This window comes from Fluviicola sp., assembly GCF_030151805.1.
Taxonomy (GTDB): domain Bacteria; phylum Bacteroidota; class Bacteroidia; order Flavobacteriales_D; family Crocinitomicaceae; genus Fluviicola.
In genome coordinates, this window is record NZ_JASLCN010000155.1 from 1 (window position 1) to 6,154 (window position 6,154).

5 protein-coding genes and 1 pseudogene are annotated in these 6,154 nt (G+C 41.0%); all 6 read left to right on the forward strand.

All coding sequences use genetic code 11. The features are described 5' to 3' along the window. Nucleotides 1-285 (forward strand): annotated as a pseudogene (locus Q1V93_RS05870) (asparagine synthetase B); the annotation flags it as partial. 546 nt (nucleotides 286-831) lie between these two features. Next, entirely contained in the window at nucleotides 832-1,875 is a 1,044-nt protein-coding gene (locus Q1V93_RS05875; RefSeq protein WP_300662739.1) for a rhodanese-related sulfurtransferase, read from the forward strand. Between the two features lie 33 nt (nucleotides 1,876-1,908). Further along, entirely contained in the window at nucleotides 1,909-2,790 is an 882-nt protein-coding gene (locus tag Q1V93_RS05880; RefSeq protein ID WP_300662740.1) for a prolipoprotein diacylglyceryl transferase, read from the forward strand. A 311-nt stretch (nucleotides 2,791-3,101) separates the two neighbouring features. After that, nucleotides 3,102-4,412 (forward strand): 30S ribosomal protein S12 methylthiotransferase RimO, encoded by a 1,311-nt coding sequence (gene rimO, locus Q1V93_RS05885; protein WP_300662742.1) that lies wholly within the window; start codon nucleotides 3,102-3,104, stop codon nucleotides 4,410-4,412. Between the two features lie 274 nt (nucleotides 4,413-4,686). After that, entirely contained in the window at nucleotides 4,687-5,040 is a 354-nt protein-coding gene (locus Q1V93_RS05890) for a hypothetical protein (protein ID WP_300662744.1), read from the forward strand. A gap of 11 nt (nucleotides 5,041-5,051) precedes the next feature. After that, on the forward strand, nucleotides 5,052-6,154 hold a 1,103-nt coding region (locus Q1V93_RS05895; RefSeq protein WP_300662746.1), incomplete at its 3' end, for a choice-of-anchor J domain-containing protein.

Genomic DNA, 6,154 nt, shown 5'->3' on the forward strand with positions numbered 1-6,154 from the left:
ATTGATGGTTTCATGGGGCAGACAACTGATTTCAGACGCGATTTGATCAAATCGAACGTATTGGTGATGGGTGAAAACAAAGCATTGAATACAGCACGATATATTCACGGCGAATTGGGCCAGGGAACATGGACATTCTACGGCGGTCACGATCCGGAAGATTATCAGCACCGTGTCGGAGATCCGCCTACGGATTTGAACTTGCATCCGAATTCACCGGGTTATCGCTTGATCCTGAATAATATTTTGTTTCCGGCTGCGAAAAAGCAGAAGCGTAAAACATAATATTTCTGAACGGTACACCTCGACTTCGCTCAGTGTACATAAATACCATCTTGTAAATAGAATCTCCCAGGTGTCTGAGCAAAGTCGAAGACACCTTTTTTGATTTCTAAAAAAAATATTCCCTTTCAAAAATCCAAAAATCCATTTCATTCGTAAGTGATTCCGGATTCATATTTCCATTGAGTTGCATAAGTTGTAGCGGCGTATGTAAAATGATAAATTTAGGGGTTAGGTTTAATTGAAAACTCCGGATACTGTCTCAGGTGCCGGAGTTTTCTTTTTTGTAAACGTAGTGTCCTAAAATATAGGTGATGAAATGGAAAGATACTGACATCAAATATCCGTGTATTTTCTTCTCCCGCAGAAAGGGCAGATGTTAGCAGAAAACGAGAGACTTTTTACACTTGACTCAGCGGCCCTCAGCGGGAAATTTCAAAAACCACCTAAATTCCGGGACAAGTGATTTGTAAAAACCAACAAATCACTATTGTCTAATCACGAATAACTGATTACCTTTGCATCACTTTTTACAAAAACAAACATAGCATGCAACTGTGGAATACATTTAGTAAAGAGGAATTAGAGCAAAAATTGCGTGAGGCAGGTCATGAATTCGTGACGATCTCGTTCTATAAGTACGCTAAAATTGCCAATCCTCAAATCTTCAGAGATTATTTGTACCAATTATTGGATAACCTTCAGGTTGTTGGCCGGATTTATGTGGCGAATGAAGGAATCAATGCGCAAATCTCCGTTCCAACCGATCGTTTGAACAATTTCCGGGATGATTTATACTCAATCGACTTTTTGGATGGTGTTCGTTTGAACATCGCAGTTGAGGAAGAAGGGGCAGAGTTTCCGTTCCTGAAGTTGAAAGTGAAAGTCAGAAGCAAAATTCTGGCAGACGGACTTTCGGATGAAAGTTTCGATGTAACGGATATCGGAAAGCATTTGAAAGCCGAAGAGTTCAATGCATTAACACAAGATCCGAATACAATTCTGATTGATTTCCGTAATCATTACGAACACGAAGTAGGTCATTTCAAAGGGGCAATTCTTCCGGATGTAGATACTTTCAGAGAATCACTTCCGATTATTGAAGATGCGTATTTGAAAGGAAACGAGGACAAAAATATTGTGATGTATTGTACCGGTGGAATTCGCTGTGAAAAAGCGTCTGCCTGGTTCAAACACCAGGGATTCAAGAATGTGCATCAGCTGGAAGGCGGAATCATTAAATATGCCAACGAATGCAAGGAAAAAGGATTGGAAAACCGCTTTATTGGAAAGAACTTCGTTTTTGATGAACGAAGAGGTGAGCGCGTGACGGATGATATCGTTTCTTCTTGTCATCAATGTGGAGAACCGGCGGATGTTCATACAAACTGTGCAAACGAAGCATGTCATTTGCTGTTCATTCAGTGTGAAAAATGCAAGTCAAAATACGAGGGCTGTTGTACACCTGAATGTCAGTCAATCACGCACCTGTCTTTTGAAGAGCAAAAAGAGATGAGAAAAGGCTTGAATAACAGCAATAAAATTTTCAAAAAAGGGCGCGCAGATCATTTATTGCAAAAATTGAATCAATAAAAAAACTATCTTCGACCAACAAAATCAAGACACGTGGAATTAGCGATAGACTGGAAAATAGACTCACAAATTATTGATGGATGGTCAACCCCGAATTTGTACGGGTTGTTGTTTGTCGGGGGGATGATTATCGGATACTATGTGATCCGAAAAATGTTCCGTTCGGAAGCGATTTCTGAGAGATACCTGGATAAGTTGTTGTTGTATGTTGTTCCGGCAACCATTATCGGTGCTCGTTTGGGTCACGTATTCTTTTACGGACCTTATCACGATGGATTCAATGCAAAAGGACAGTTCGAGAAAGGATATTTCGACCACCCGATGGATATTTTCAAAGTGTGGGAAGGTGGTTTGGCAAGTCACGGTGCAGCGATTGTGATTTTGATCATGTTGTATGTTTATTCCAGGAAGGTAGTTCATCGTCCGATGCTGTGGATTTTGGATCGTATTGTTGCTCCGATTGCTATTGCAGGATGCTTTATACGTTTGGGAAATTTGGTGAATCATGAAATCATCGGAGTACCGACCGATTTGCCCTGGGGGTTCCGGTTCTTTAATGCTGGTCCGGAATATCTGGTGAATAACGAAGTCGTTCCGCGTCATCCGAGTCAATTATATGAAGCAATTTGTTATTTGATTTCATTCATTGTGTTGTACCGTATGTATTGGAAAACAAAAGCAAAACTGGCGCCGGGAAAATTATTCGGAGTGTTTATGATCCTGATCTGGACGGCACGTTTCTTTATTGAATTTATTAAGGTCGGACAAAACGATAACGACGATCTTTGGATGTTGAAAACCGGACAATGGTTAAGTATTCCGTTTGTTTTGATCGGATTGTATCTGACCTTCCGGAAGGTTCCTCAAAAGGAGCAGGCAAAGTTTGATGAAGCAGTGGCAAAGCCGCTTCCTTAAATTTGTCAAAGAATCCATTATCCTGTTTTTGAATTCGAATAATGCCAAATGGTTTCTTTGTTTTTTTTCAAAATAGGGGATTTGTAATAATGCCTATTTTGCAATTCGCAATATTACGAATCGCCTTTACGGAAATAAGCCGAAAAACAGTTTGATCATCACTGCTTTTACTTTTATTCAGTCCTGACACTGAACGAATTCGTCCTAAATTATCCAAATCCGATTCAAAATAATCGTTCGTGAAAAACCCTTTCCTGAACTTCAAAGAATTTACCGTATCTTTGTGCCCCTTTTAGTATTGAATCAATTTCATGAAAACAAAAACACTTCGAAAAAATAAAGTAAATGTCGTAACACTTGGATGTGCAAAGAACACCTTTGACTCTGAAGTTATGATGGCGCAATTGAAAGCCAATAAGTTTGAAGTGGAGCATGAAGCAAAACAAGACGATTCGGAAATTGTTATCATCAATACGTGCGGGTTTATCGACAATGCCAAACAGGAATCCATCGAAACGATTTTGAGATATGCCGATGCCAAAAAAGAAGGGTTGGTAGATAAAGTATACGTTACCGGTTGTTTGGCACAGCGCTACAAAGATGATCTCGAACAGGAAATTCCGGAAGTGGATGCCTTTTTCGGAACCAGAGAATTGCCGCGCTTACTCAAAACATTAAAAGCAGATTACAAGCACGAACTGGTTGGAGAGCGTTTATTGACGACTCCTTCGCACTATGCTTATTTCAAAATAGCAGAAGGTTGCGACAGACCGTGTTCATTCTGCGCTATTCCGTTGATGCGTGGAAAACACGTTTCCACTCCGATGGATCAATTGGTGCATTCTGCAAAGAGTCTTGCTGCCCAGGGAGTGAAAGAAATTTTGTTGATTGCACAGGATTTGACTTATTACGGGTTGGATATTTACAAAAAGCGCAACCTGGCGGAATTGCTGGATCAACTGGCGGCAGTAGAAGGAATCGAATGGATTCGTTTGCACTACGCTTTTCCGGCAGGATTCCCGATGGACGTGCTGGATGCGATGGTGAAGCATCCGAATGTGTGTTTGTATCTGGATATGCCTTTGCAGCACGGTTCTACGAAAATTCTTCAGTCCATGCGACGTGGAATTACACGTGAGAAAACCGAAGCTCTGGTAAATACGATTCGCGAAAAAGTTCCGGGAGTAGCTATTCGAACCACATTGATTGCCGGGTATCCGGGAGAAACAGAAGACGATTTCGAAGAAATGTATGAATTTGTTGAACGGATGCGTTTCGACCGTTTAGGAATTTTCACCTATTCACACGAAGAAAATACGCACGCCTACTCATTGGAAGACGATGTTCCGGACGAGATAAAACGCGAGCGTGCAGATGCAATCATGGAATTACAGTCGGGGATCAGCTACGAATTGAACCAGGAAAAGATCGGAAAAACATTCAGAGTATTGTTTGACCGTATCGAAGGTGACTATTTTATCGGAAGAACCGAATTTGATTCTCCTGAAGTAGACAATGAAGTTTTGGTAAAGAAATCCGAAGGGTATGTAAGTATCGGAGATTTTGCATTGGTTGAAATTACTTCTGCAGATCATTACGACCTGTACGGGAAATTTGTCTAAATTCCTCTTTACTGAAAGATCTTATATAAAATTAACTGCATGTGAGTTTTTACCTGAAAATTGAACAGAATTTTGTCGATTTTGAATGGAATTTTGCGTAATTTTTTTAATTTTTGACAAAAGGCAGTTATCAGCTGTTTTTTTGAACAAAATCGGGCTTTAATCAACTAATTTCTTCGATGTAGGGGGAAACCCCTGAAAAACCCCTCATTTTAACTTTTTCTGAATAGTTTAATTGTAAAACCTTATTTTTGAGCGTATTAATACTATTACTATGAGAAAAAAGTTACTATTTGTAGCGTTGTGTTTAATGACAACGGTGCCTTTCGGTTATGGACAGGCTCAAACTAAAAAGTCCGGTAAAACAACTGGTTTAGTTGTTTCTTCTAACTCGGATTTGAGTGCTCAAAAAGCAAAATTGGAAGCGAAAGAACAGCAAATAAAAGAGGCTGTTAACTCTTCAAGAGCTGTTGTAGGTCAGTTGAATGAGGAATTCAGAATCTTGAAGGAAGAATACCTTCAAATGTTATCCGTAGAATTGGAAAAAACGACGGATTCTCAATTAATCACTCAGTTGAAAGAAGAAGTGGCTCGCTACAGTCAAACAACAAATTCACAAACCCGCTAATCACTGACCCTATGAAAACAAGAATTTTAACAATTACGGCGTGCTTGTTTGGTGCGTTCATGCTGTCCGGACTGTCTTCAAAGTCGTTTGCACAGTCGTATACTGAATCGTTTGACGATATTACATTATTGGCAGGTAATGGCTGGTTGATCCAAAACAACAGTACACCTGTTGGAAGTATCAGCTGGTTTCAGGGAACTGCAACAAGTGCAACTCCTACTCCGGGACCATTCAATTCTTATACAGGGGCTCCTAATTCGTATATCGGAGTAAATTTCAACAGTACAGGTAGCACCGGAACAATCAGCAACTGGTTGATCACTCCGAACCGTACGTTGAGAAACGGAGACGTATTTACATTTTATACCAGAAAACCAACGATCGGTGCCGGGCAGACGGATTATCCGGATCGCCTGGAAGTGCGTTTGAGTACAAACGGAGCGAGTACGAATGTGGGGGCAGGAGCAGCGGCAACAGGAGATTTCACAACACTTTTGTTAAGTGTAAATCCTACGTTGGTTGCGAATGTTTATCCGCAGGTATGGACGCAGTATACGATTACCATTTCAGGTCTTCCTGCTCCAACATCCGGACGTATTGCTTTCCGTTATTTTGTTTCAGGTGCAGGTTCATTGGGATCGAATTCAGATTACATCGGGATTGACCAGGTGGTTTATACGCCATACGTTTGTCCTGCATTTACAATGACCGCTGGTGGAGCCTTGACAGGAGGAACGGCTGGTTCGGCTTATTCCAATTCATTGACTCAAACGGGAGCATTGGGAGCACCGTCTTATGCTGTTACTGCAGGAGCACTTCCTCCGGGAATGACATTGTCTGCAGGTGGAACAATTTCTGGAACACCAACTGCTACAGGAACATTTAATTTTACAGCTACTGTAAGTGATGCAAGCGGCTGTTCAGGATCTCAGGCTTATTCAATTACAGTTGTTTGTCCGGCTAACCCGATTACAATGACAGCAGCGCCAACTTTATGTAATAATGGAAGTGGTTACACTCTTGTTCAAGGTTCTCCGGCAGGTGGAACTTATTCCGGAACAGGAGTTTCAGGAGGTGTTTTCGCTCCTGCATCAGGAACGCAAACAATCACCTA

Bases quoted from the DNA above. Each gene is read 5' to 3' on its own strand.
- Q1V93_RS05875 (WP_300662739.1), top strand. From the start codon at position 832: ATGCAACTGTGGAATACATTTAGTAAAGAGGAATTAGAGCAAAAATTG.
- rimO (WP_300662742.1), top strand. From the start codon at position 3,102: ATGAAAACAAAAACACTTCGAAAAAATAAAGTAAATGTCGTAACACTT.
- Q1V93_RS05890 (WP_300662744.1), top strand. From the start codon at position 4,687: ATGAGAAAAAAGTTACTATTTGTAGCGTTGTGTTTAATGACAACGGTG.